This is a genomic window from Roseovarius salincola, from assembly GCF_026891095.1.
In the GTDB taxonomy this organism is placed as follows: Bacteria; Pseudomonadota; Alphaproteobacteria; order Rhodobacterales; family Rhodobacteraceae; genus Roseovarius; species Roseovarius salincola.
On sequence record NZ_JAPTNL010000002.1, the window covers coordinates 410,190 to 434,131 of the forward strand.

Below are 23,942 nucleotides of genomic sequence, written 5' to 3' on the forward strand. Positions count from 1 at the left end.
GGATGCGACAGGAGAATGACCGCGATGACCGCACCGGTGATATTCAGGCCCGCCCGCCGCGCCGACCTTGAGGCGATTGTCGGACTGATCGCGGATGATGGGATCGGGCGTGGTCGCGAAAGCGTCGATCACGGGGTCGAACCGGCATATCTTTCAGCCTTCGACGCCATCGAGCGCGATCCCAACCAGTTGATGGCGGTCGCGGAGGCCGACGAGCAGGTCATCGGCTATATGCAGATCACCTTCATCCCCGGCCTGTCGCGCAAGGGCGCATGGCGCGGGCAGTTGGAAAGTGTGCGTATTGCGGCGCATCTGCGCGGGCGCGGCATCGGCGCGCGGTTTTTCGGCTGGGCGATCGAGCAATGCCGCGCGCGCGGTTGCGGGCTGGTGCAGTTGACGACCGACAGGCAAAGGGGCGACGCGCTGCGCTTTTACGAGCGGCTTGGGTTCAGCGCGAGCCATCATGGCATGAAGCTGCAACTGATCTAGCCCGAGGCGCCCGAACCTTGCTTCGGACGCCCCGTATTCGATCCGTGCCGGTCCTAGCTGTGGATCGGGCCGTCGCCGCAGGCGAGCGCGGCTTCGCGCACCGCTTCGGAATAGGTGGGATGCGCATGGCAGGTCATCGCCAGATCCTCGGCGGCGGCGCCGAATTCCATCGCGACGCAGATTTCGTGGATCAGGTCGCCCGCCATCGGGCCGATGATATGCGCGCCGAGGATGCGGTCGGTTTCCTTGTCGGCGAGGATCTTGACGAAGCCGTCGCCCGCGAAATTCGCCTTGGCGCGGCCATTGCCCATGAATGAGAACTTGCCGACCTTGTAAGCGCGGCCCTCTGCCTTGAGCTGTTCCTCGGTCTTGCCCACGGCGGCAACCTCGGGATGGGTGTAGATCACGCCGGGGATGACATCGAAATTCACATGGCCATGCTTGCCGGCGATGATTTCGGCGGCGGCCATGCCTTCGTCTTCGGCCTTATGGGCGAGCATCGGCCCGGCGACCGCGTCGCCGATGGCGTAGATACCCTCGATATTGGTATGCCAGCGGTCATCGATCACGATCTGGCCGCGATCCGAGAGCTTGAGCTTGAGCGCGTCGAGCCCCAGCCCGTCGGTGAAGGCCTGGCGCCCTGTGGCCACCAGCACGACATCGGCGTCGAGCGTGTGTTCGCTGTCGTCCTTGCGCAGCTTGTATTGCACCTTGGCCTTGGTCTTGAGCGTTTCGACCGATTGCACGGCGGCATTGAGGATGAAATCGAGCCCCTGTTTCTTGAGCAGGCGCTGGAACTGTTTTTGAACCTCGCCATCCATGCCGGGGGTGATGTGGTCGAGATATTCGACCACGGTCACTTCGGCGCCGAGGCGCGCATAGACCGAGCCCAGTTCCAGCCCGATCACGCCCGCACCGATCACGACCATTTTCTTTGGCACCTTGGGCAGTTCCAGCGCGCCGGTGGAGGTGACGACGATCTTCTCGTCGACCTCGACGCCGGGCAGCGAGGAGGATTGCGAGCCGGTGGCGATGATGATGTTCTTGGCCTCGTGCACGTCGTCGCCGACCTTGACCTTGCCCGCCCCGGGGATCGAGCCCCAGCCCTTGAGCCAGTCGATCTTGTTCTTCTTGAACAGGAATTCGATTCCCTTGGTGTTCTGGGCGATCACGTCGTCCTTGTAGGCGAGCATCTGTTTCCAGTCGACCGAGGGCGCCTTGCCCTTGAGGCCCATCTTGGGAAAATTCTCCTGTGCCTCATGGAGTTGATGGGAGGCGTGCAGGAGCGCCTTGGAGGGGATGCAGCCCACGTTGAGGCAGGTGCCGCCAAGGGTTTCGCGCCCCTCGACGCAGGCGGTCTTGAGGCCAAGCTGCGCGCAGCGGATGGCGGCGACATAGCCGCCGGGGCCGGAGCCGATGACGATGACATCGTAATTTGCCATGGGTCAGTGTCCTTTCGTGAATGGGGGAAGGGGGCGCTGCCCCCGTCGCCGTGCCGGCGACTCCCCCGGGATATTTGACAACAGAAGAAGCATCAGACAAGCGCCGCCAGCAGCATGAGCGTCGTTGCAACGAAGCCGATGGCCCAGATGAGAGAGCGCCAGGGCCGAAGGCCGAGGTAATAGGCGGGGATGTAAAGCACGCGCGCGCCCAGATAGGTGAAGGCGAGGGCGGTGGTGAAGCTGCTGGACTGGCCGGTGAGGGAGATCACCGCGCAGGCGATGGTGAAGAGGATCAACCCCTCGAAGTGATTGTTCAGGGCGCGGCCAAGACGGGCGGTGCCGTCGGACATCTGACGGGAGGGCTCGCGATCGCGCGCGGCCATGGTGTAGCCCGGCCCCAGTTCGAGATTCGCCGGCACCGCGTAGAGGCCGTATTGCACCACCTGGAGCAGGGCTGCGAGGGTGAGGGCGGTGAGTTCGGGGGTCATTGGCGGTGCGGTCCATTGCGCGGGGTGTATGTGGGGCGGGGTGAACCCCGCCCTACAGCGGGCCGGGGTTTACCCCGGCCCCGGTTACAGATCCATCAGCAGGCGGCGGGGGTCTTCGAGTGCGTCCTTGACACGCACGAGGAAGGTCACGGCGCCCTTGCCGTCGACGATGCGGTGGTCGTAGCTGAGTGCCAGATACATCATCGGGCGGGCGACGATCTCGCCGTTCACGACCATCGGGCGCTGCTGGATCTTGTGCATCCCGAGGATCCCCGATTGCGGGGGGTTGAGGATCGGCGAGGACATCAGCGAGCCATAGACCCCGCCATTCGAGATGGTGAAGGTGCCGCCCTGCATTTCGGCCATCGAGAGCTTGCCGTCGCGGGCGCGGGCGCCTTTCTCGGCGATGGCTTTCTCGATCGCGGCAAAGCCCATGGAATCGGCGTCGCGGATCACCGGCACGACAAGCCCGGTGGGGGTACCGGTGGCGATGCCCATATGGACGAAGTTCTTGTAGACGATGTCGGTGCCGTCGATTTCGGCGTTGACCTCGGGGACCTCCTTGAGGGCGTGGCAGCAGGCCTTGTTGAAGAAGGACATGAAGCCGAGCTTGACGCCGTGTTTCTTGAGGAACTCGTCCTTGTATTCGTTGCGCAGGTCCATGACCGCGCCCATGTCCACCTCGTTATAGGTGGTGAGCATGGCGGCGGTGTTCTGGCTGTCCTTGAGGCGGCGCGCGATGGTCTGGCGCAGACGGGTCATCTTGACCCGTTCCTCGCGGGTTGCGTCCTCGGCGCTGACGGGGGCGCGCGGCGATGATGGCGCGGGCTGTTCCGAGCTGGCGGCGGTGGCGGATGCGGCGGCGGCGGTGGCGCGGGTCACGTCCTCTTTCATGACCCGGCCATCGCGGCCCGAGCCCTGCACCTGATCGGGTGAGAGGCCTTTTTCGGCCATTGCCTTCCTGGCGGAGGGCGCGTTTTCGACATCCTTGCCCGAGGCCGCGCCCGAGGATGCAGCGGCGGCGGGGGCGTCATCGGATCTGGCGGCGGGCGCGGCGCCTTCGCCCGAGGTCATGACGGCAAGCTTGCCGCCCGCCTGAACCGTGTCGCCTTCGGCGGCGAGGATCTCGCCGATCGTGCCGGCGGCCGGGGCGGGCACCTCGACCGAGACCTTGTCGGTTTCCAGCTCGCAGAGCATTTCGTCCTGGGCGACGGTGTCGCCCACCTGCTTGAACCAGGTCGAGACCGTGGCCTCGGAGACGGATTCGCCAAGCGTGGGCACCATCACGTCGATGCTTTCGCCCGAGGGCGCGCTTTCGGCGGAGCCGGACCCGGCGGCGGCGCTGTCGCCGTCATCCTTGGCCCTGGCCTTGTCCTTGGGCGCGGGGGCGGTGCCTTCGCCTTCGGAGATGGTGGCGAGCAGGGCATCGACGCCCACGGTCTCGCCCTCGGCGGCGACGATCTCGCCCAGGGTGCCGGCGGCGGGTGCGGGAACCTCGACGGTGACCTTGTCGGTTTCCAGCTCGCAGAGCATTTCATCCTGCGCCACGGAGTCGCCGGGTTTCTTGAACCAGGTGGCGACGGTGGCCTCGGACACGGATTCGCCGAGCGTGGGGACGCGAACTTCTGTGGTCATGCGTTATTTCCCTTCGATGGTCAGCGCGGCATCGACCAGCGCCTCTTGTTGTGCCTTGTGTTGAGAAGCCAGGCCCGTGGCAGGCGAGGCGGCGGCCGCACGGCCGGCATAGGTGGGGCGGGTGTGCCTGGCGTCAATGCGTTGCAGCACCCATTCGATATTGGGTTCGATGAAGGGCCATGCGCCCTGGTTCTTGGGCTCTTCCTGACACCAGATCATATCGGCCTGCTTGAATCGCTCCAGTTCCTTGACCATCGACATGGCGGGGAAGGGGTAATACTGCTCGATCCGCATCAGGTAGATATCGTCGATGCCGCGCTTGTCGCGTTCTTCCAGCAGGTCAAAATAGACCTTGCCCGAACACATCACCACGCGGCGGATCTTGTCATCGGGTTTCAGCCTGGTGTCGGAATTGCCGTATTGCGCATCGTCCCAGAGCACACGGTGGAAGCTGGAACCGCTGGTGAAATCCTCGGCCCTGGAGATCGCCAATTTGTGACGCAGGAGCGATTTCGGGGTCATCATGATCAGCGGCTTGCGGTAGGTACGGTGCAGCTGCCGGCGCAGAATGTGGAAATAGTTGGCCGGGGTGGTGCAGTTGGCCACGATCCAGTTGTCGCCCCCGCACATGGTCAGGAAACGTTCGAGCCGCGCCGAGGAGTGTTCCGGCCCCTGGCCTTCGTAGCCATGCGGCAGCAGGCAGACGAGGCCCGACATGCGCAGCCACTTGGATTCACCCGAGCTGATGAACTGGTCGAACATGATCTGCGCGCCGTTGGCGAAATCGCCGAACTGCGCCTCCCAGAGGGTCAGGGCGTTGGGTTCGGCGAGGCTGTAGCCATATTCGAACCCCAGCACCGCGTATTCCGAAAGCATGGAGTCGATCACTTCGTAGCGGGCCTGACCCTCGCGGATGTGATTGAGTGGGTAATACCGTTCTTCTGTCTCTTGGTTGATCAGGGCTGAGTGACGCTGGCTGAACGTGCCGCGCGCGCTGTCCTGACCCGAGAGGCGCACCGGGTAGCCTTCAAGCTGAAGAGAGCCGAAGGCAAGCGCCTCGGCGGTGGCCCAGTCGAAGCCCTCGCCGGAGTCGAACATCTTCTTCTTGGACTCGAGCAGGCGGCCAACCGTCTTGTGCAGCGGAAAGCCATCGGGCGCGGTGGTGAGCGCCTTGCCGATCTCTTCGAAGGTTTCGGGCGCGATGGCGGTTTCGCCGCGCTGGTAATCCTCGTCCTTGCGGTCGAGATGGGACCATTTGCCATCCAGCCAGTCGGCCTTGTTGGGGCGGTACTCCTTGCCGGCCTCGAACTCGTCGGCGAGATAGGACTGGAAGGCGGCCTTCATGTCCTCGATCTCGCCTTCGGGGATCAGGCCGTCGGCGACAAGGCGTTCGGTGTAAAGGCTGAGCGTGGTCTTGTGTTTCTTGATCTCGTTGTACATCACCGGATTGGTGAACATGGGCTCGTCGCCCTCGTTATGGCCGAAGCGGCGATAACAGATGATGTCGATTACCACGTCCTTCTGGAACTTCTGACGGAATTCCGTGGCGACCTTGGCGGCGTGGACAACGGCCTCGGGGTCGTCGCCATTGACGTGGAAAATGGGCGCCTCGACCATCAGCGCGATGTCGGTCGGATAAGGCGACGAGCGCGAGAAATGCGGCGAGGTGGTAAAGCCGATCTGGTTGTTCACGACAATATGCATGGTGCCGCCGGTCTTGTGTCCCTTGAGGCCCGAGAGACCGAAGCATTCGGCCACGACGCCCTGACCGGCGAAGGCCGCGTCGCCATGCAGCAGAATGGGCAGGACGCTGGTGCGTTCGCTGTCGCTCAACTGATCCTGCTTGGCGCGCACCTTGCCCAGAACAACGGGGTTCACCGCCTCGAGATGCGAGGGGTTGGCTGTCAGCGACAGGTGGACCTTGTTGCCGTCGAATTCGCGGTCGGACGACGCGCCGAGATGGTATTTCACGTCGCCCGAGCCGTCCACGTCCTCGGGTTTGAAGCTGCCGCCCTGGAACTCGTTGAAGATCGCGCGGTAGGGTTTGCCCATCACGTTGGCCAGCACGCTGAGGCGGCCCCGGTGCGGCATGCCGATGACGATTTCCTTGACCCCGAGGCTGCCGCCGCGCTTGATGATCTGTTCCATCGCGGGGATCAGGCTTTCGCCGCCATCGAGGCCGAAGCGCTTGGTCCCCATGTATTTGACATGCAGGTACTTCTCGAACCCTTCGGCTTCGACCAGCTTGTTGAGGATCGCCTTGCGGCCCCGGCGCGTGAAGGAGATTTCCTTGTTGTAGCCTTCGATCCGCTCTTTCAGCCAGGCGGCCTGTTCGGGATCGGAAATATGCATGTATTGCAGGGCGAAGGTGCCGCAATAGGTGCGTTTGACGATCTCGAGGATCTCGCGGATCGAGGCGACCTGAAGGCCCAGGACGTTGTCGATGAAGATCGGGCGATCCATGTCGGATTCGGTGAAACCGTAGGATTTCGGGTCAAGCTCGGGGCGATAGCCATGATCGCGCAGGCCCAGGGGGTCGAGCTGCGCGATCAGGTGGCCGCGGATGCGGTAGGCGCGGATCAGCATCAGTGCGCGCACGGAATCGAGCACCGCGCGCTTGACTGATTCATCCGAGATTTCGACGCCCTTGTCGGCGGCCTTCTGGCGAATCTTCTCGCCTGCCTTGGCGGTTTCGATTTCGGGGGGCCATTCGCCGGTGAGGGCGCTGGTCAGGTCGTCGCTGGGCATGGGCGGCCAGTCGGCGCGTGCCCATGAGGGGCCTGCGGCCTCCTTGCGCACGTCGCTGTCGCCATCGCCAAGCTGCGAAAAGAACGCCTGCCAGGCCTCGTCAACGGCGTTGGGGTCGTTGGCGTAGCGCGCATAGAGCTGTTCGAGATATTCGGCATTGTGCCCCTGCATGAAGGAGGAGGCATGGAACTGGTCGTTGGGGCTTTGTTCTGTCATGTTCATTCTCCGCGCGGGGTGGCGTGCTCCGTCATTTGGACAATTCCGATGTCACCAGCGTCCGGGCCGTGTCCGGGGCGCGGCATGGCGAGCGCGGCGCGGGTAAAGGCCGTTCTTGGTTGATCCGTCATCGCGCGTCCTTTCCGAGCTGGCTGGTGAAGCAGCAGGAGGGAAACCCGGATTGTCGCTCAGGTGTCCGTCATGATGCTTCGCCGGGCGAAAGGGTGGGCGGTGATGCCGCCCACCCCGGTGATAGTCAGCCCTTGATCGCGGCCAGAACGGCCTCGCCCAGGGTCGCGGGGCTGTCGGCGACGGTGATCCCGGCGGATTTCATCGCCTCGATCTTGTCGTCGGCGCCGCCCTTGCCGCCGGCGACGATGGCGCCCGCATGGCCCATGCGGCGGCCCGGAGGTGCGGTGCGTCCGGCGATGAAGCCAGCGGTGGGTTTCCAGCGGCCCTTCTTGCGTTCGGAGGCGAGGAACTCGGCGGCGTCTTCCTCGGCGGAGCCGCCGATTTCGCCGATCATGATGATCGCCTCGGTCTCGTCATCGGCAAGGAACCATTCCAGCACGTCGATATGTTCGGTCCCCTTGATCGGGTCGCCGCCGATGCCGACGCAGGTGGACTGGCCAAGGCCCACATCGGTGGTCTGCTTGACCGCCTCGTAGGTGAGCGTGCCCGAGCGCGACACGACGCCGACCTTGCCACGCTTGTGGATATGGCCGGGCATGATGCCGATCTTGCAGGCGTCGGGCGTGATGACGCCGGGGCAGTTGGGGCCGATCAATGTTGAGTTCGAGGTTTCCAGCGCGCGCTTGACGCGCATCATGTCCAGAACCGGGATGCCTTCGGTGATGCACACGATCACGTCCATCTCGGCGTCGATCGCCTCGAGGATCGAGTCGGCGGCGAAGGGCGGCGGGACATAGATCACCGACGCGTTCGCGTCCGTCTGGTGCCTGGCCTCGTGGACCGAGTTGAAGACCGGCAGGTCAAGATGCGTCTGGCCGCCCTTGCCGGGGGTCACGCCGCCGACCATCCTGGTGCCATAGGCGATCGCCTGTTCGGTGTGGAAAGTGCCCTGCGAGCCGGTGAGGCCCTGACAGATCACCTTGGTGTTTTCGTCGATGAGGACTGCCATCTTGGCGTTCTCCTTTGGAAATTCCGGGAAAGGCGCGCAGCGGTTGCGCGCCCTGGGGGTCAGCCTTTGACCGCCTTCACGATCTTTTCGGCGCCGTCCTTGAGATCGTCGGCGGCGATCACGTCGAGGCCGGAATTCGAGATGATTTCCTTGCCCTTTTCGACATTCGTGCCTTCGAGACGCACCACCAGCGGCACCTTGAGCCCGACTTCCTTGACGGCGGCGATCACGCCCTCGGCGATCACGTCGCAGCGCATGATACCGCCGAAGATGTTGACGAGGATGCCTTTGACCTGCGGGTCCGAGGTGATGATCTTGAACGCCTCGGTCACTTTTTCCTTGGTGGCGCCACCGCCCACGTCAAGGAAATTGGCCGGTTCCGCGCCGTAGAGCTTGATGATGTCCATGGTGGCCATCGCAAGGCCCGCGCCGTTCACCATGCAGCCGATCTCGCCATCGAGGGCGATATAGTTCAGATCGTATTTGGAGGCTTCGAGTTCCTTGGGGTCTTCTTCGGTCGTGTCGCGCAGCTCGGCGATGTCCGAGTGGCGATAGATCGCATTGGAGTCAAAGCTCATCTTGGCGTCGAGGCATTTGAGATCGCCCTTGTCGGTCAGGATCAGCGGGTTGATCTCCAGCATCTCCATGTCCTTTTCCAGGAACAGCGAATAGAGGATGCCCATCAGCTTGACGCATTGCTTGATCTGCGCGCCCTCGAGCCCCAGCATGAAGGCGATCCGGCGGCCATGGAACGGCTGGTAGCCGGTGGCGGGATCGACCGAGAAGCTGAGGATCTTGTCGGGGGTGCTTTCGGCGACTTCCTCGATATCCATGCCGCCTTCGGTCGAGGCGACGAAAGAGATGCGCGATGTCTGGCGATCGACCAGAAGCGCGAGGTAGAATTCCTTTTCGATGCCGGAGCCGTCTTCGATATAGATCCGGTTCACCTGCTTGCCGGCCGGGCCGGTCTGCTTGGTGACGAGGGTGCGGCCCAGCATGCGCTTGGTTTCCTCGGCGGCTTCCTCGACCGACTTGGCGAGGCGGACACCGCCGGCTTCGCCCGCGCCGGGTTCCTTGAAACTGCCCTTGCCGCGGCCGCCCGCGTGGATCTGGGCCTTGACCACCCAGAGGGGGCCGTCGAGTTCGCCCGCGGCGGTCTTGGCCTCTTCCGCGCGCAGCACGACGCGGCCATCCGAGACCGGGGCGCCGTAAGAGCGAAGGAGGGCCTTCGCCTGATACTCATGGATGTTCATGAAAATGTCCCGTTTTGCTACGATCAGGACAGATATACCCACATGCTTGACGCCGGTTTAAACCGTTTTCTTCCGTTGGTGGCTATTTCGGGCAATTTTCAGGGTTTTGTGATCACACAATTTATTGCTGTGATCACAAAGCAAAATATCTTGGATTCCGCATGTTTGAAAAGAATCAATGCAGGTCATGAAAACGGCGCCCCCGCAGGGGCGCCGCGATGATGGCATCATTGCTGCCCGGGATCAGGCGAGCGCGCTGTCGATTTCCTTGCAGGCCTTCACCAGGCCTTTGACCGCGTCGACGGATTTGTCGAACATGGCCTGTTCGTCCTTGGTCATCTTGATGTCGAGGATGCGCTCGACGCCGCCCGCGCCGATCACGGTGGGCACGCCGACATAAAAGCCGTTCAGCCCGAAGGCGCCATCGACATAGGCCGCGCAGGGCAGCACGCGTTTCTGATCCTTGAGATAGGCTTCGGCCATTTCGATGGCCGAGGTGGCAGGTGCGTAGAAGGCCGACCCGGTCTTGAGCAGGCCGACGATCTCGGCACCGCCGTCGCGGGTGCGCTGAACGATGGCATCGAGCTTGTCCTGCGTGGTCCAGCCCATCGTGACAAGGTCGGGCAGCGGCACGCCGGCCACTGTCGAATAGCGGATCAGCGGAACCATCGTGTCGCCATGGCCGCCCAGAACGAAGGCGGTGACATCCTTCATCGAAACGTCGAATTCGAGGCTGAGGAAGTGGCGGAAGCGGGCGCTGTCCAGCACGCCGGCCATGCCGCAGACCTTTTCATGGGGCAGGCCCGAGAATTCGCGCAGCGCCCAGACCATCGCGTCAAGCGGGTTGGTGATGCAGATCACAAATGCGTCCGGGGCGTTGTCGCGGATGCCTTCGCCCACGGATTTCATGACCTTGAGGTTGATGCCCAGAAGGTCGTCGCGGCTCATGCCCGGCTTGCGGGGCACGCCGGCGGTGACGATGCACACGTCGGCGCCTGCGATGTCGGCATAATCCTGGGTGCCCTTCAGGCGGGCGTCGAACCCTTCGGAGGGGCCGGATTCAGCGATGTCGAGCGCCTTGCCTTCGGGGGTGCCTTCGGCGATATCGAACAGGACGACATCGCCCAGTTCCTTCAGCGCGGCAAGGTGGGCTAGGGTGCCACCGATCTGTCCTGCGCCGATGAGGGCGATCTTGGGTCTGGCCATTGGATTCTGTCTCCGGTCGGTTGGAATTTCCGCGCTTGGGGTAGTCCCAATTTGCGGCTTGCGCAAGACCGGCGCGCTTTGCGGGCATTAAGGGCTGTTTCTGGCCGGGGGCGCTGAAACGCGCTAACAGGGCGGGGAAACAGGGGTTTATGGGCAAATACCATGCTGTCAATCGAGTTGGGCGTTTTTGCGGTTGCGGTGCCTGCGGTGCTGATGGCCGGGATTTCCAAGGGCGGATTCGGCTCGGGCGCGGCATTTGCGGGCGCGTCGATTCTGGCTCTGGTGGTGCCGCCGGGGCAGGCGCTGGGCATCATGCTGCCGCTGTTGATGCTGATCGATGTCTCGACGCTCAGGCCCTATTGGCGGCGCTGGAACTGGCGCGATGCACGCCGGCTGGTGCTGGGCGGGGTGCCGGGGGTGGCTCTGGGCGCGGCGCTTTACAGGGTGGCGGATGCCGATCTGTTGCGACTGCTGATCGGGGCGGTCTGTTTCCTGTTCGTGGGCTGGCAGATCGCGCTGCGCGCGGGGCTGATGCGCGTGGCGGCAAGGCCGTTGCCGGGATGGGCGGGGGTGCTGGCCGGTGTGGTGGCCGGGTTCACGAGCTTCGTCAGCCATGCGGGCGGCCCGCCCGCCGCCGCATATCTGTTGTCGCAGCGATTGGACAAGACGACCTTTCAGGCGACGACGGTGCTGACCTTCTGGGTCTACAATATCGTGAAATTCGTGCCCTACGCGTTTCTGGGCATATTCACCGCAGAAACCTTGCTGATCGACCTCGTGCTGGCGCCGGTTGCGGTGTTTGGCGCGTGGCTGGGGGTGCGCGCGCACCGGATGGTGTCGGAGCGGTTGTTCTTTGCGGTCACCTATGTGTTGTTGACATTGACCGGCGGCAAGCTGATCTGGGACGCGCTGACCTAGGTGATCGGGGGCCGTGAAGGTGGCGTTTTCTGCATTGCGGCGACAAAGCACTTGAATTTTTCGCGCGAAAAGTGGCATTCCGGCGCAAGTTTATTTCGGCAGTGACTCGGGAGACAGGCTTCAGATGGATACCGCGACGCGACCCTACCGCTCGGTTCTTTACATTCCCGGTTCCAAGGAACGGGCGCTTGAAAAGGCGCGCGAGCTGCCGGCCGATGCGATCATCTTCGATCTGGAGGACGCGGTCGCGCCCGAGGCCAAGGCCGAAGCCCGCGAGACGCTGGCGCGTGCGCTTGGCGAGGGTGGCTATGGCAAGCGGTCGCGGATCGTGCGGATCAATGCGCTGACCACCGAATGGGGTCTTGAGGATGTGCGCGTGCTGGGCGAGGCGGGGGCGGATGCGATCCTGTTGCCCAAGGTCAACACGCCGTCGGACGTGGACAACCTGGCCGATATGCTGGGACCGCAGGTGCCGATCTGGGTGATGATGGAAACGCCCGCCAGCGTGTTCAACGCCCGCGAGATCGCCGCCCATGCGCAGGTCACGGGGCTGGTGACGGGGACCAACGACCTGACCAAGGATCTTGGCTGCCGCTACCGCGCCGACCGCCTGCCGCTGATGAGCGCCTTGCAGATGGTCGTGATGGCGGCGCGCGCGGCGCGCGGTGTCGTGGCGATCGACGGGGTCTATAACCGGTTCCGCGATGGTGACGGGCTGAAGGCCGAATGCGAGCAGGGGCGCGACCTTGGCTTTGATGGCAAGACATTGATCCACCCCGCGCAGATCGAGGTGACCAACACCGCCTTTGCGCCGACGCAGTCGGAAATCGAGACCGCCGAGCGCCAGATCGCCGCCTATGAGGAAAGCAAGGCCTCGGGGCAGGGTGTGGCCGTGGTGGACGGGCAAATCGTCGAGAACCTGCATGTGGTCGCCGCCAAGCGCCTGCTGGGCAAGGCCGCGGCGATCAGGGAAATGGCAGCGGAGTAGCGGAGTAGCATGGCATGACATATCTTTTTCTGGGTTTGGCCCTCTGGGTGGCGGGGCATATGTTCAAGCGCTTCGCCCCCGGCGCGCGCGAAGGCATGGGGAACGCCGGTAAGGGGCTGGCGGCGCTGGTTATCCTGGCGGGCCTGGTGCTGATGGTGATCGGCTATCGCGCGGCGGATGGCGCGTTTCTCTGGGGGCGGCATCCGGCGACGGTGGGCATCAACAATCTGTTGATGCTGCTGTCGGTCTATCTGTTCGCCGTCTCGGGGATGCAGACCGGGCTGGCCCGCAAGATGCGCCACCCGATGCTGGCGGGCGTCAAGGTCTGGGCGCTGGCGCATCTGCTGGTCAATGGCGACGTGCCCTCGTTCGTGCTGTTCGGCGGTTTGCTGGCCTGGGCGGTGGTCGAGATGATCGTCATCAACAAATCCCAGCCTGAATGGACCCGGCCCGCGCCTGCGCCCAAGAGCAAGGAAATCGCGGCGCTTGGCGGGACGGTGGTGCTTTTCGCGGTGATCTCGGCGATCCACTACTGGCTGGGCTATCCGGTTTTCGGGTGACGCGATGAAACTCTATCGCTTCCTGTCGGGCGACGACACGTCGGCATTCTGCCACAAGGTCAGCGCGGCGCTGGACAAGGGCTGGGCGCTCCATGGCTCTCCGACCTATGCATATGATCATGCCAATGGGGTGATGCGCTGCGGTCAGGCCGTGGTGAAAGAGGTCGAGGGCGCGTACAGCCCTGATCTGAAACTGGGAGAACAATAAGCATGGCCAAGACCAATCCGGGCCGGTTTTTCGAAGATTACCGCGTCGGCGATGTGATCGGGCACGCGGTGCCGCGCACCGTGTCCGGCGGCGAGCGCGCCCTTTACCACGCGCTTTATCCGGCGCGTCATGCGCTCTATTCGTCGGACGAGTTTGCGCGCGGATGCGGCCTGCCCGCGAGCCCGATGGATGACCTGGCGGCGTTCCATATGGTGTTCGGCAAGACGGTGCCGGACGTGTCCCTGAACGCGCTGGCCAACCTGGGTTATGCCGAGGGGCGCTGGCTCAAGCCGGTCTGGCCGGGGGATACGCTGCGCGCCACTTCCGAGGTGATCGGGCTCAAGCAGAATTCCAACGGGAAATCGGGCGTGGTCTGGGTGCGCACGCGCGGCGAGAACCAGCGCGGCGAAGTGGTGATGGATTACGTCCGCTGGGTGATGGTGCGCAAGCATGACATGGACGCCCCCGCGCCCGAAACGGTGATTCCCGATCTCAAGCCCGCGCTGGAGGCGGGCGACCTTGTGGTGCCCGAGGGGCTGGATTTCTCGGATTACGATTTCACTCTGGCGGGCGAGCCGCATCGCTGGGGCGATTACGAGCCGGGCGAACTGATCGACCATGTCGATGGCGTGACCGTCGAGGAGGCCGAGCACATGATGGCGACGCGCCTCTGGCAGAACACGGCCAAGGTGCATTACGATGTCACCGCGCGCGAAGATGGCCGCCGCCTGATCTATGGCGGGCATGTGATCTCGATGGCGCGCGCACTCAGCTTCAACGGGCTGGCGAATGCGCAGATGATCGTCGGGCTGAATGGCGGGGCGCATGCGAACCCCTGTTATGGTGGCGATACGATCCGGGCCTGGTCCGAAGTGCTGGACAAGGCCGAAACCCCGGCGCCCGGCGTTGGCGCGATCCGGTTGCGGCTGGTGGCGACCAAGGGCGGAGAGCCGTTCACACGCAAGGGCGAAGATGGTAAATACCTGTCTCATGTGATGCTGGATCTGGATTACTGGGCGTTGATCCCCGTATGAGTCCGGGCGGCGCGGATCGCATCCGGGGCGGTTTCGGCCATTCACATATTGTTTTTAGAATGTGAATGACTATGTTCGCGCAATTGTCCCAGCTGTCGGAGCACGCCCATGCCCATGAAATGGCCCACCTTGAGGGTAATCGCATCGATCCTCCTCATGGCCTCGCCGGTCTTGGCAGCCGACCTTGTCGTGGAACCCGTGACCGTCACCGACTGGAAGGCGGTTTATGGGCGGGTCGAGACCCGTGACAGGGTTCCGGCGCGTGCCCGGCTGGGCGGCACGCTGGAAGAATTGCTGGTAGCCGAGGGCGACCGCGTCGAGAGCGGCGACCAGCTGGGCCGCGTGGTGGACGCCAAGCAGAATTTCCAGCTGCGCGCCATCGACGCGCAGATCCAGGCGGCGCAATCGCGGCTTGAGAACGCCGAGACCGAGCTGGCGCGCGGCGAGGAGTTGCTGGCGCGCGGCGTGACCACGGTGCAGCGGCTCGATTCATTGCGCACGCAGGTCGAGGTCATCGCCAACGAGATCGCGGCGGCGAAGGCCGACAGGCATGTCATCGAACAGCAGGTGGCCGAAGGCAAGGTCCATGCGCCGCTTGGAGGCGTGGTTCTGGATGTGCCGGTGACGACGGGCGCGGTGGTGACGCCGGGCCAGACCATCGCCACCCTTGGCGGCGGCGGCGTGTTCTTGCGCCTCGCGGTGCCCGAGCGGCATGCAACCGCGCTGGTCGAGGGCGACGCGATCCAGATCGAGGGGCCGGAGGGCGCGCGCGAGGGGCGGCTGGCCAAGGTCTATCCGCTGATCGAGAACGGGCGCGTGATCGCCGATGTCGAGGTCGAAGGGCTGAGCGCGCGTTTCGTGGATGCGCGGGTGCTGGTGCGCCTGCCGGTGGGCCAGCATGAGGCGCTGTTGGTGCCGCAGGGTGCGCTGATCACGCGCGCGGGGCTTGATTTTCTGAATGTGGCGCATGAGGGCGGCACGGTGCTGCGCAGCGTCGTGCCGGGGCCGGTGCACGAGGTGGATGGCGCCGGGATGATCGAGATCCTGACCGGCCTGAGGCCCGGCGACGTGGTGGTGACCGGGGATGAGTGAGCAGGGCGAAGGCGGCCGGGGCCTCGGGCTGGCCGGGGGGCTGACGAAGGCGTTCATCACTTCGCCGCTGACCCCGCTTCTGATCTTGGCGGCGCTGGCCGTGGGGCTGATCGCGCTGGTCAGTCTGCCGCGCGAGGAAGAGCCGCAGATTTCCGTGCCGCTGGTGGATATCCATATCAGCGCCTCGGGGCTGACCGCCGAGGATGCGGTGCAGTTGGTGAGTGAGCCGATGGAAAACATCGTGCAGGCCATCGACGACGTGGAGCATGTCTATTCCCAGACGCGCGATGACGGGGCGATGGTGACAGCGCGGTTCGAGGCGGGCACGTCGGCGGATACCGCCATCCTGCGGGTGCATGAAAAAGTGCGCGCCAACCTGGACCGGATCCCGGTGGGGATCCCCGAGCCGTTGATCGTCGGGCGCGGAATCAACGATGTGGCCATCGTGACGCTGACCCTTTCGGGCAAGGCGGGGCACGAGGTTTCCTCCTATGACCTCACGCGGATCGCGCGGGCGCTGCGCGGAGAACTGACCAAGATCGAGGATATCGGCCTGACCTACCTGACCGGCGAGGCACAGGAGGCGATCCGCATCGCGCCCGATCCCGAAAGGCTGGCGATGCATGGCGTGACCCTGCAACAGCTCGCCGGCAAGGTCCAAAGCGCCAACCGGGCCTTCAGCACGGGGCTGGTACGCGATGACGGGTCCCAGATCGACCTGATCGCGGGCGAGACCCTGACCGGCCCGGCCGAGATCGCCGGTCTGCTGCTGACCACGCGCGACGAGCGGCCCGTCTATGTGGGGGACGTGGCCGATATCGCCTTCGTGCCGGACATGTCCGAGCATTATGTCGCCAATGTCACCCGAGACGAGGCGGGCGAACTGCACCGCGCACCGGCCGTCACGCTGGCGCTGGCCAAGCGGGCGGGCGCGAATGCGGTGGTGGTGGCCGAAGAGATCCTGCACCGGGTTCACATGCTGGAGGGCGAGCTGATCCCCGAGAGCGTGGCGCTGTCGGTGACGCGCGACTACGGCGAAACCGCCAATGAGAAGGCCAACGAGCTGCTGTTCCACCTGGCGCTGGCGACGGTGTCGATCATCGCGCTGGTGTGGCTGTCGATCGGCTGGCGCGAAAGCATCGTGGTGGCGGTGGTCATCCCGATGACCATCCTGCTGACGCTGTTCGCCGCCTGGATCATGGGATACACGCTCAACCGCGTGTCGCTGTTCGCGCTGATCTTTTCCATCGGCATCCTGGTCGATGACGCCATTGTCGTGATCGAGAATATCGCGCGGCACTGGCAACTGGACCGCAACAAAAGCCGCATCCAGGCCGCGATCGACGCGGTGGCCGAGGTGGGCAATCCAACCATCGTCGCCACACTGACCGTGGTTGCGGCGCTGCTGCCGATGCTGTTCGTGTCCGGCCTCATGGGTCCATACATGAGCCCGATCCCGGCCAATGCCTCGGCGGCGATGATCTTCTCGTTCTTCGTGGCCGTGATGGTGACGCCGTGGTTGATGGTGAAGGTGGCGGGCCGGGGCGGCAGTGGCCACCATGAAGAGGGCGAGGGCCGTCTGGGGCGGATTTATCGCCGGGTGGCGGTGCCGATCCTTGCGACCAAGGCGCGCAGCGGTCTGTTCCTGGCGGTGACTGTGGTGGTGTCCTTCGGCTCGCTTGGGCTGCTTTATACCAAGGACGTGACGGTCAAGCTCCTGCCGTTTGACAACAAGTCGGAACTGTCGGTGGTCGTTGACCTGCCCGAGGGCGCATCGGTCGAGGCGACGGATGCGGTGGTGCAGCAGGTGGCGCAGAAGGCGATGGACCTGCCCGAGGTGATCGAGGCGCAGACCCATGCCGGTGCCGCGGCCCCCTTCAATTTCAATGGCCTTGTGCGGCATTACTATCTGCGCACCATGCCCGAACAGGGCGACGTGCAGATCATGCTGGCGCCCAAGGGCGCGCGCGAGCGCACCAGCCACGACATCGCGCTGGACCTGCGCGAGAGGCTGACGGGGCTGGATCTGCCCGAAGGCACGGTCTTGAAAACCGTCGAACCGCCACCCGGCCCGCCGGTTCTGGCGACGCTGCTGGCCGAAATCTACGGCCCTGACGCCGAAACCCGGCGCGACGTGGCCCGCAAGCTGCGCGGCGCCTTCGGGGAGGTGCCTTTCATCGTCGATGTGGATGACAGTTTCGGCGAACAGCCGCGCCGCCAGCGGGTGACGATTTCCAGCGACGATCTGGAATTCTTCGGCGTGCAGGAAAGCGATGTGTTCGACACGCTGGAGATCCTAAATGGTCAGACCGTCGTGGGCTATTCGCATCGCGGCGAGGGGCGCGACCCGATCCCCCTGACGGTGGCGCGGGCCAAGGGCGACCGGGTGGTCGACCAGCGCTTTCTGTCCACGCCGATCCCGGCGAACGTGCTGCCCGGCGCGCGTGGCGTGGTCGAACTGGGCGACGTGGTCGAGCTTCAGGACGAGGCGGCCTCGTTCCCGATTTTCCGGCGCAACGGGCGCAACCTCGAGATGGTGACGGCGGAACTGGCCGGGGATTTCGAGGCGCCGCTTTACGGGATGCTGGAGGTCGCCGACAAGATCGACGCGATGGACTGGCCCGAGGGCCAGAAGCCCCGCATCGCCATGAATGGCCAACCTGACGACGAAAGCGGCGTGACGCTGTTGTGGGACGGTGAATGGGAGGTCACTTTCGTTACCTTCCGCGACATGGGCGCGGCCTTCGCGGTGGCGATCCTGGGCATCTATATTCTTGTGGTCGCGCAGTTCGGTTCGTTCCGCGTGCCGCTGGTGATCCTGACGCCGGTGCCGCTGACCTTCATCGGCATCATGGTGGGTCATTGGCTGTGGGGCGCGCCCTTTTCGGCGCCGTCGATGATCGGGTTCATCGCGCTGGCGGGGATCATCGTGCGCAACTCGATCCTGCTGGTGGATTTCATCCGACACACCGACCCCGAGGGCAAGACCATGCAGGAGATCCTGATCGAGGCCGGGGCGATCCGGTTCAGGCCGATCCTGCTGACGGCGCTGGCGGCGATGATCGGGGCTGCGGTAATCCTGGCCGATCCGATCTTTCAGGGGCTGGCATTGTCGTTGTTCTTCGGGCTGATCTCGTCCACGTTGCTGACGGTGCTGGTGATTCCCGCGATCTACCGGGTGTTCAAGACCTGAGAGGTTTTTTTGTGATCACGAATAAAGACCATTGAGAGGCATGGCGCGACGGCGCGGCCGAGTCTCTTTCGTGGCGGTGATCGCTGCAAAATGCGCCGAAGACGCAAGGTTTTGTGATCACGCGGTAATTTATGTGATCACAAACAGACCTTTCTACATGGAAATGCCGAAAGTTTCCGGTGATTGGGGCTGTGCAAAAACATCTGGGGCGCTAAAAGATTCCCGTGAACCCACGCGGCCCGCAGGGGCGGGCCATGCGCAGGCAGACGAAAACGAAGGGACCGACCATGGCCGACGTGAACCGGGGCGACCGCCCGCTTTCACCGCATCTGCAAGTCTATCGCCCGCAACTCACCTCGATCACGTCGATCCTGACGCGGCTGACCGGCAACGCGCTGATCGTCGCCGTCTTTCTGATCATCTGGTGGCTGCTGGCCGCGGCGACGGGGCCGGAATATTTCGCGCTGGCGGATTCGGTTCTGACCTCGTGGTTCGGTGACCTGGTGCTGACGCTGTCGCTCTGGGCGATCTGGTATCACTACCTGGCAGGGTTGCGTCATCTTTACTACGACGCGGGCAAGGGGCTGGACATTCCCACCTCCGAGATCCTCGGCTGGGTTTGCATCGGCGGCTCGGTCGTTCTGACCGTCATCACATTGATCATCATCTGAAAGGGAGGCCAGCCATGCGTTATCTGACTGCACGCAAGCGCGCCGAGGGCCTTGGCGCCGCCCATAGCGGAACCGAGCATCACTGGTACATGACCGTCAGCGCCGTCGGCCTGGCGCTGATCATTCCGGCGTTCCTGTTCATACTGGGCCGCAGCATCGGCGGCACCCACGAAGAGGTCACGGCGGTGTTCGCGCATCCGGCGATGGCGATCCTGACGCTTTTGGTGCTTTATGTCGGGCTTCAGCATTTCCGCAAGGGCGCGCAGACCATGATCGAGGATTATGCGCGCGGCATGACCCGCAAGATCCTGATCATCGGCGTGACCGTGCTATCCTACGGACTGATGGCCACGGGCATGTTCGCCGTCGTCAAACTGGCTCTTTAAACCCCGGAGTTTTCAAGCAATGGCTGCTTACGAATACGAGACACATGATTACGACGTGGTTGTCGTCGGGGCTGGCGGCGCGGGGCTGCGCGCCACGCTGGGCATGGCCGAACAGGGTTTGCGCACGGCCTGTGTGACCAAGGTGTTCCCGACCCGCTCGCATACGGTCGCGGCTCAGGGCGGGATCGCCGCGTCGCTCAGCAACATGGGGCCGGACCACTGGCAGTGGCACATGTATGACACCGTGAAAGGCAGCGACTGGCTGGGCGACACGGACGCGATGGAATACCTGGCCCGCGAGGCGCCCAAGGCGGTTTACGAGCTGGAACATTACGGGGTGCCGTTCTCGCGCACTGAAGAGGGCAAGATATATCAGCGCCCCTTTGGCGGCCATACCACCGAATTCGGCGAAGGTCCGCCGGTGCAGCGCACCTGCGCCGCCGCCGACCGCACCGGCCACGCGATCCTGCACACGCTTTACGGACAGAGCCTCAAGCAGAAGGCCGAGTTCTACATCGAATATTTCGCCATCGACCTGATCATGAGCGATGACGGCGCCTGCACCGGCGTGGTCTGCTGGAAACTGGATGACGGCACGATCCACGTGTTCAATGCCAAGATGGTCGTGCTGGCGACGGGCGGCTACGGGCGCGCCTATTTCAGCGCCACCAGCGCCCATACCTGCACCGGTGACGGTGGCGGCATGGTGGCGCGCGCGGGGCTGCCGCTTCAGGACATGGAATTCGTGCAGTTCCACCCGACCGGCATCTACGGCTCGGGCTGCCTGATCACCGAGGGCGCACGCGGCGAGGGCGGTTATCTGACCAACTCGGAAGGCGAGCGGTTCATGGAGCGCTATGCGCCCAACTACAAGGACCTGGCGCCGCGCGACTATGTCAGCCGCTCGATGACGATGGAAATCCGCGAGGGCCGGGGCGTGGGCACCCATGGCGACCATATCCACCTTAACCTTAGCCACCTGCCCAAGGAGGCGTTGCAACTGCGACTGCCCGGCATTTCGGAAAGCGCGCGCATCTTCGCGGGCGTCGACGTGACCAAGGAGCCGATCCCGGTGCTGCCGACGGTGCATTACAACATGGGCGGCATCCCGACGAATTATTGGGGCGAGGTGCTGAACCCCACGGCCAAAGACCCCAACAATATCCTACCCGGCCTGATGGCCGTGGGCGAGGCGGGTTGCGCCAGTGTTCATGGGGCGAACCGGCTTGGCTCCAATTCGCTGATCGACCTTGTGGTGTTCGGGCGCGCCGCCGCCATTCGCGCGGGTAATGTCGTGGATGCCGAAAGCGCGGTGCCCGCGACCAACACGGCGCATGTGGACAAGGCGCTTGATCGCTTCGATGGGTTGCGCCATGCCGACGGCGCGGTGTCGACCGCCGATCTGCGGCTCGAGATGCAGAAGACCATGCAGGAAGACGCCGCCGTGTTCCGCACATCCAAGACTCTGGCCGACGGCCTCAAGAAGATGGGCGAGATCGCCGGCAAGCTGGATGACCTGCAGGTCACCGACCGTTCATTGGTGTGGAACTCGGACCTGATGGAGACGCTGGAGCTGACCAACCTCATGCCGAACGCGCTGGCTACCATCGCCGGGGCCGAGGCGCGCCAGGAAAGCCGCGGCGCCCATGCGCACGAGGATTTCCCGGATCGCGACGACAAGACCTGGCGGGTGCATACGATCGCACGGGTCGATGGCAACAAGACCAGCCTGGAATACCGCCCGGTGATCGAGGCGCCGCTTTCGACCGAGAAAGAGGGCGGGATCAGCCTCAAGAAGATCGCACCGAAGGAACGGACATTCTGATGTCTTGCCGCATGCGCATCAAGGCGCAGGGAACGAAAGAGGCCAGTGGGCAGTGGCCCCAAGGCAGGGCGCGCGCCGCCTGAACAGGAGAAAAGAATGGTTCAACTCAGACTCCCCAAGAATTCGCGCATGATCCGGGGCAAGACCTGGCCCAAGCCGGAGGGTGCGAGCAACCTGCGCAAGTTCCAGATCTATCGCTGGAACCCGGATGAGGGCGACAACCCCAGCGTCGACACCTATTTCGTCGATATGGACGATTGCGGGCCGATGGTTCTGGATGCGCTGATCTACATCAAGAACAAGATCGACCCGACGCTGACCTTCAGGCGGTCCTGCCGCGAGGGGATCTGCGGGTCTTGCGCGATGAATATCGACGGGATCAACACGCTGGCCTGTATCTACGGCATGGACGAGATCAAGGGCGACGTGAAGATCTATCCGCTGCCGCATATGCCGGTGGTCAAGGACCTGATCCCCGACCTGACGCATTTCTACGCGCAGCATGCCAGTATCATGCCGTGGCTGGAGACCAAGACGAACCGCCCCGCCAAGGAATGGCGGCAGTCGATCGAGGACCGCGAGAAGCTGGACGGGCTTTACGAATGCGTGATGTGCGCCAGTTGCTCGACCGCCTGCCCCAGCTATTGGTGGAACGGCGACAAGTATCTTGGACCGGCGGCCCTGTTGCATGCCTATCGCTGGATCATCGACAGCCGCGACGAGGCCACGGGCGAGCGGCTCGACGATCTGGAGGATCCGTTCAAGCTCTATCGCTGCCACACGATCATGAACTGCACCAAGACCTGCCCCAAGGGCCTCAATCCGGCCAAGGCCATCGCCGAGATCAAGAAGCTGATGGTCGAACGCGCGGTCTGACGCGGACTTGGGACATCGCGGATCGGTATCTCGGCGCCTCGCGTGGTGCCGCCCGATCCGGGTTGAAGCGGCGTTGCTGCATTGCAGCAAAAGCATTGCTCGCATGCAACATTGTGGGATGTCACGGGCGGGGATCGTCCCTATTATTCATGTCAGGGAGGCACTTTGGAATCTGGAGTGACCTATGACACAGCAATCCCAAACCGCGAAGACCACTGCCGAGGAGGCCTTGACGCTGCTTGAGCAGGCATGGGCCTATTACGATGACGAAGTGTTGCCGGTGACGGCAGGCCCTGCCGACGACGAAGGGCTGTTCCAGTATCATCGGGCGGCCTGAGACCAGGTTTCAAGCCGCGCCGCTTTGCTTTACGACGGGGTCCGGAAGTGGCCGGGGCCTTTGAATGTTCGTCTTTCTGCTGATTCTGCTGGTCGGTGTCGTCATCTATTTTCTGTGGCGTCACCAGACCACGACCCTGACCCGGAACTGCCGCTGGCGGCAGGACCGCAGCCGGGGTGTCTGGCGCTGTGCCTATTGCGGCGCCGAGACGGGCGGTGACACGGCGCCGCGTGATTGCCTGCGCTTCAAATGAGGCGCCGCGGGCACTTGAAAACATTCGTCCGATCGGAGCATGTAGCCGCATATGCACGAAGAGGACATGCCATGACCGCAGCCCCCGAAGATGCCCAAGCGCGGCGCGCCGTAGCGCCGGTGATCTGCTATCCAAACGAGACTCTGCCCAGGCCGGACATGGCGCTATACGCCGCCGCGCGTCAAGGGGCGCGCAAGATCGACGAGGTGACGGTCGCGCCGCGCGATGCGGCGGCTTTCCGCGTCAGCGCGGGGCAGTTCTTCAGGATCACGTCGGTCGGGGGGCCGCAGGTGGGCGACCTCAACCTGTGGAACGCGGATGACCTGTCCGAGCGGTTCTATTCGGGCAAGACGCGCGCGCTGCATGGCACGCATCTCACCACCGGCGAACGGATGTGGTCCGGCTTTCCCTATCTGCGTCCGATGGCGACGATCACCACCGATACGCTGGACTGGTACGGAATCGACGGATTCGGCGGATCGGTGCATGACGTGATCGGCACGCGCTGCGATCCCTACACCGGCAACCTGCTGAGCGGCGTTCAGTATCACCATTGCTGCCATTCCAACCTGACACGCGCGCTGGCCGATGCGACCGGGCTGAGCCTGCAGGAGGCGGAACCGCATGTGCATGACGTTCTCAATGTTTTCATGTGCACCGGGTTCACTCGCGATACCGGGCAGTATTTCATGAAGGCGAGCCCCGTGCGCCCCGGCGATCACCTTGAATTCATGGCGGAAATCGACCTTCTGGGCGCGCTCAGCGCCTGTCCGGGTGGCGATTGTTCCGCAGAGCACACAAGCGACGCGGCGGCCTGTCATCCGCTGCTGATCGAGATCTTCGCGCCCGAAGATGATGCGCTGAAGGGGTGGTCGTCGCCGCCGGTGAACGGTTATGATCGCAGCCACGGGCGCTGATGCGCAATCTTGCGTAAGATCAAAGACGGGGCCAGGGGCTTGACCCAATCTGGCGCGGGTCATGCG

At 63.9% G+C, this 23,942-nt stretch carries 23 protein-coding genes; 16 read left to right on the top strand and 7 right to left on the bottom strand.

Annotated features, from left to right (window positions below; translation table 11 throughout):
- Window positions 1–15: 15 nt before the first annotated feature.
- The gene (locus N5A93_RS04555; protein ID WP_268953872.1) at window positions 16–489 is read left to right on the top strand and encodes a GNAT family N-acetyltransferase; all 474 of its coding nucleotides are present in this window, start codon (window positions 16–18) and stop codon (window positions 487–489) included.
- Window positions 490–542: 53 nt separating this feature from the next.
- Here N5A93_RS04555 and lpdA read toward each other — a convergent pair whose 3' ends face one another.
- The 6 genes from lpdA to sucC form a co-directional block, all read right to left on the bottom strand.
- A complete protein-coding gene (gene lpdA, locus N5A93_RS04560; protein WP_268953873.1) occupies window positions 543–1,931 on the bottom strand; it encodes a dihydrolipoyl dehydrogenase in 1,389 nt (462 codons plus the stop codon).
- A 92-nt stretch (window positions 1,932–2,023) separates the two neighbouring features.
- A complete protein-coding gene (locus N5A93_RS04565; RefSeq protein WP_268953874.1) occupies window positions 2,024–2,419 on the bottom strand; it encodes an MAPEG family protein in 396 nt (131 codons plus the stop codon).
- A gap of 84 nt (window positions 2,420–2,503) precedes the next feature.
- Entirely contained in the window at window positions 2,504–4,054 is a 1,551-nt protein-coding gene (gene odhB / locus N5A93_RS04570) for a 2-oxoglutarate dehydrogenase complex dihydrolipoyllysine-residue succinyltransferase (protein WP_268953875.1), read from the bottom strand.
- Window positions 4,055–4,057: 3 nt separating this feature from the next.
- Window positions 4,058–7,018 (bottom strand): 2-oxoglutarate dehydrogenase E1 component, encoded by a 2,961-nt coding sequence (locus tag N5A93_RS04575; protein ID WP_268953876.1) that lies wholly within the window; start codon window positions 7,016–7,018, stop codon window positions 4,058–4,060.
- Window positions 7,019–7,274: 256 nt separating this feature from the next.
- Window positions 7,275–8,159, bottom strand: a complete 885-nt coding sequence (sucD, locus tag N5A93_RS04580) for a succinate--CoA ligase subunit alpha (protein ID WP_268953877.1) — start codon at window positions 8,157–8,159, stop codon at window positions 7,275–7,277.
- Window positions 8,160–8,218: 59 nt separating this feature from the next.
- A complete protein-coding gene (gene sucC / locus N5A93_RS04585; RefSeq protein ID WP_268953878.1) occupies window positions 8,219–9,412 on the bottom strand; it encodes an ADP-forming succinate--CoA ligase subunit beta in 1,194 nt (397 codons plus the stop codon).
- Window positions 9,413–9,454: 42 nt separating this feature from the next.
- Here sucC and N5A93_RS04590 point away from each other — a divergent pair, with 42 nt between their 5' ends.
- Window positions 9,455–9,634, top strand: coding sequence for a hypothetical protein (locus N5A93_RS04590; RefSeq protein WP_268953879.1), 180 nt, complete (start codon window positions 9,455–9,457; stop codon window positions 9,632–9,634).
- Between the two features lie 21 nt (window positions 9,635–9,655).
- On the opposite strand, the gene mdh is transcribed toward N5A93_RS04590, so the two are convergent.
- Complete coding sequence (gene mdh, locus N5A93_RS04595) at window positions 9,656–10,618, bottom strand: malate dehydrogenase (protein WP_268953880.1); 963 nt, start codon at window positions 10,616–10,618, stop codon at window positions 9,656–9,658.
- Between the two features lie 162 nt (window positions 10,619–10,780).
- On the opposite strand from mdh, the gene N5A93_RS04600 reads away from it, so the two are divergent.
- From N5A93_RS04600 to N5A93_RS04665, 14 genes are all read left to right on the top strand, one after another.
- On the top strand, window positions 10,781–11,536 hold the full coding sequence (locus tag N5A93_RS04600; protein ID WP_268953881.1) for a sulfite exporter TauE/SafE family protein: 756 nt from the start codon (window positions 10,781–10,783) through the stop codon (window positions 11,534–11,536).
- A gap of 124 nt (window positions 11,537–11,660) precedes the next feature.
- A complete protein-coding gene (locus N5A93_RS04605) occupies window positions 11,661–12,524 on the top strand; it encodes an HpcH/HpaI aldolase/citrate lyase family protein (protein WP_268953882.1) in 864 nt (287 codons plus the stop codon).
- A gap of 14 nt (window positions 12,525–12,538) precedes the next feature.
- On the top strand, window positions 12,539–13,084 hold the full coding sequence (locus N5A93_RS04610) for an NnrU family protein (RefSeq protein ID WP_268953883.1): 546 nt from the start codon (window positions 12,539–12,541) through the stop codon (window positions 13,082–13,084).
- A gap of 4 nt (window positions 13,085–13,088) precedes the next feature.
- The gene (locus N5A93_RS04615) at window positions 13,089–13,292 is read left to right on the top strand and encodes a DUF1737 domain-containing protein (RefSeq protein WP_268953884.1); all 204 of its coding nucleotides are present in this window, start codon (window positions 13,089–13,091) and stop codon (window positions 13,290–13,292) included.
- Between the two features lie 2 nt (window positions 13,293–13,294).
- Window positions 13,295–14,326, top strand: coding sequence for a MaoC family dehydratase (locus tag N5A93_RS04620; RefSeq protein WP_268953885.1), 1,032 nt, complete (start codon window positions 13,295–13,297; stop codon window positions 14,324–14,326).
- 108 nt (window positions 14,327–14,434) lie between these two features.
- Window positions 14,435–15,418 carry an efflux RND transporter periplasmic adaptor subunit gene (locus tag N5A93_RS04625; RefSeq protein ID WP_372920969.1) on the top strand — a complete coding sequence of 328 codons (984 nt, stop codon included), beginning with the start codon at window positions 14,435–14,437 and terminating at the stop codon, window positions 15,416–15,418.
- Entirely contained in the window at window positions 15,411–18,611 is a 3,201-nt protein-coding gene (locus N5A93_RS04630; RefSeq protein WP_268953886.1) for an efflux RND transporter permease subunit, read from the top strand. The genes N5A93_RS04625 and N5A93_RS04630 overlap by 8 nt, the downstream gene beginning before the upstream one ends.
- Before the next feature lie 287 nt (window positions 18,612–18,898).
- Window positions 18,899–19,282 carry a succinate dehydrogenase, cytochrome b556 subunit gene (gene sdhC, locus N5A93_RS04635; protein ID WP_268953887.1) on the top strand — a complete coding sequence of 128 codons (384 nt, stop codon included), beginning with the start codon at window positions 18,899–18,901 and terminating at the stop codon, window positions 19,280–19,282.
- A gap of 14 nt (window positions 19,283–19,296) precedes the next feature.
- A complete protein-coding gene (sdhD, locus tag N5A93_RS04640; RefSeq protein ID WP_268953888.1) occupies window positions 19,297–19,668 on the top strand; it encodes a succinate dehydrogenase, hydrophobic membrane anchor protein in 372 nt (123 codons plus the stop codon).
- 19 nt (window positions 19,669–19,687) lie between these two features.
- Window positions 19,688–21,493: a succinate dehydrogenase flavoprotein subunit gene (sdhA, locus tag N5A93_RS04645; RefSeq protein ID WP_268953889.1), complete on the top strand. Its 1,806-nt coding sequence runs from the start codon at window positions 19,688–19,690 to the stop codon at window positions 21,491–21,493.
- A 96-nt stretch (window positions 21,494–21,589) separates the two neighbouring features.
- Window positions 21,590–22,369, top strand: a complete 780-nt coding sequence (locus tag N5A93_RS04650) for a succinate dehydrogenase iron-sulfur subunit (protein ID WP_085819095.1) — start codon at window positions 21,590–21,592, stop codon at window positions 22,367–22,369.
- A 184-nt stretch (window positions 22,370–22,553) separates the two neighbouring features.
- Window positions 22,554–22,706, top strand: a complete 153-nt coding sequence (locus tag N5A93_RS04655) for a hypothetical protein (protein ID WP_268953890.1) — start codon at window positions 22,554–22,556, stop codon at window positions 22,704–22,706.
- A 64-nt stretch (window positions 22,707–22,770) separates the two neighbouring features.
- The gene (locus N5A93_RS04660; RefSeq protein ID WP_268953891.1) at window positions 22,771–22,959 is read left to right on the top strand and encodes a hypothetical protein; all 189 of its coding nucleotides are present in this window, start codon (window positions 22,771–22,773) and stop codon (window positions 22,957–22,959) included.
- Window positions 22,960–23,030: 71 nt separating this feature from the next.
- A complete protein-coding gene (locus N5A93_RS04665; RefSeq protein ID WP_268953892.1) occupies window positions 23,031–23,876 on the top strand; it encodes an urea carboxylase-associated family protein in 846 nt (281 codons plus the stop codon).
- Window positions 23,877–23,942: the final 66 nt, after the last annotated feature.